This window comes from Streptomyces sp. NPDC054872 (assembly GCF_053610705.1).
Genome location: NZ_JBSGYY010000090.1, coordinates 1 through 1702 on the forward strand (window position 1 = coordinate 1; position 1702 = coordinate 1702).

The following is a 1702-nucleotide window of genomic DNA, read 5'->3' on the forward strand; positions in this document are numbered from 1 at the left end:
TGGAATGCTTGATCTGGGACTCGCTGCTTGAGCAATTCCGCGAACCAGTGCATAGGCGGCGCTCGAACAATCGTCCGCGCCCTTGCGCTGGCCACCAGCTGCCCTGGCACAGCCTGGAACGGCCTCGCCCCCCTGAGTCGCGTGCGCAGAACGTCCGCAAGCATCGCCGAGAAGATCGAGCTGCCGCCTGACACCCGCAAAGCCACGCCCTCCTGTCAGGCGACGCCCACTGCGATGCGGGGTGTTGCTGGTTGGTCCAGTGATCAGGAAGCGTCCCGGCCGTTCATGAGCTGTTCTACCGCGGCCAGGACATCGTCCACCGCTGGCGATGCGGCGGCCAGGTCAGCGAGGGAGACGGATGGCCACCCCTTGTAGCCCTTCGCGCGCTGCGCGGCCAGCTTCGTCTTCAGATCTCCGGCGTCCGGTAGGGAATCGGCGAACGTGGACGCCACGTCGTAGCCGAGGTGGTGGGTGATCGACCCGAAGTTGAAGGCAAGTTCGACCTTGTTCATGTCGTACAGCGACAGCGTCCAGACCGGGACCCGCCGGTCCCCGACGGGGTAGTACACGGACATGCTCGGGTACCTGGCCATGCCTCCCTCTGAGCGTCCTTTGGCTGCCGCGTGATCCAGCAGCGTGGCTGCCGCGGTCTTCAGATCCAGGCCGGGCAGGTTGCGTATCGCAGCGTCCATGTCCGCCCGGGTGGTCCGCTGGCTGCTTCGGCGGCCGGAGGGAGATTTCGCCGCCGTGGCGACCTCACCATGGATGCGCGGTACGAGGACGCGTAGTTCGCCGCCGCCCCGGTACTGCGTCAGCTCGACCGCGTACACATCGGTCTGCCGCATCTGCCGGTTAAGGAATTCGACGATCGCCCGCAGCTCCAACGGGATCCGGTCGGCGACGAAGAGCAGGCGCATTTGCCCCGCTGTCAGCCGCTCCTCGACTGTCACCCAGAAGTCGTCCGGAGACTGATCATTAAGCAGTTCCCTGTACGCCTCGTCCAAAGACCTGCCGTCCAGCGCGCAGGTTGCCTCAAACGAGCGCTGAAGCAGCGCGGCAGGCCAGTAACGGGCGCCGTTCGCGGCATAGTCGAGCATCTGTCCCACGACCTCCCGGCGTATCCGGGTATCACTGGCCCGTTTGACCTCGACCAGCGTCGGCACACCGTCGGCATCGACGAAGAGGTGGTCCAGTGAGAACGACGCGCCGGACTCCGCGCTCGTCGGCACGCCCATCTCCCGTGCCACCAGCACCAGTCGCAATGGTTGGCCGTCGGCCAGTGAGCCGAAGTCCAGAATGCGGGGATGCCGGGCGAGGAGTTCTTGGAACTCCGCCTCGGTGTCGAACCCAACTGGTTCCAGAGCCTGGAGGCCCTCACCTAGGACGAACACCGGCTGATCAGTCACTTGTCACTCCACCCCTCATGGACTTGCGAGTCCGACCGCTGGCCAATCCTCACTCCCACATCATTCATGCCGGATGCGACCGGCCGTCCTTATGCGGTCCGGCAGATCGTGATGGTCGGTGCAGTCAGCCGGGTTGGCTGCCAATTATGGCCTTGACCCCGAACCGTCCGCAGGAGCGGCCGGTCTCCCACCGGACCGGACGCATTGCACCTGGGGAGCTCGAGAGCTGGATAGAGGAACAGGGACACTGTCAGGAACAACGCAACTATGCGATCAACCCCATGTCCAAGACCTTC

General features: G+C 64.9%; 1 protein-coding gene. It reads right to left on the reverse strand.

Annotated elements, in window-relative coordinates; genetic code table 11:
• Positions 1-263: 263 nt before the first annotated feature.
• Entirely contained in the window at positions 264-1406 is a 1143-nt protein-coding gene (locus ACWGIH_RS43435) for a hypothetical protein (RefSeq protein WP_453452833.1), read from the reverse strand.
• Positions 1407-1702 lie beyond the last annotated feature (296 nt).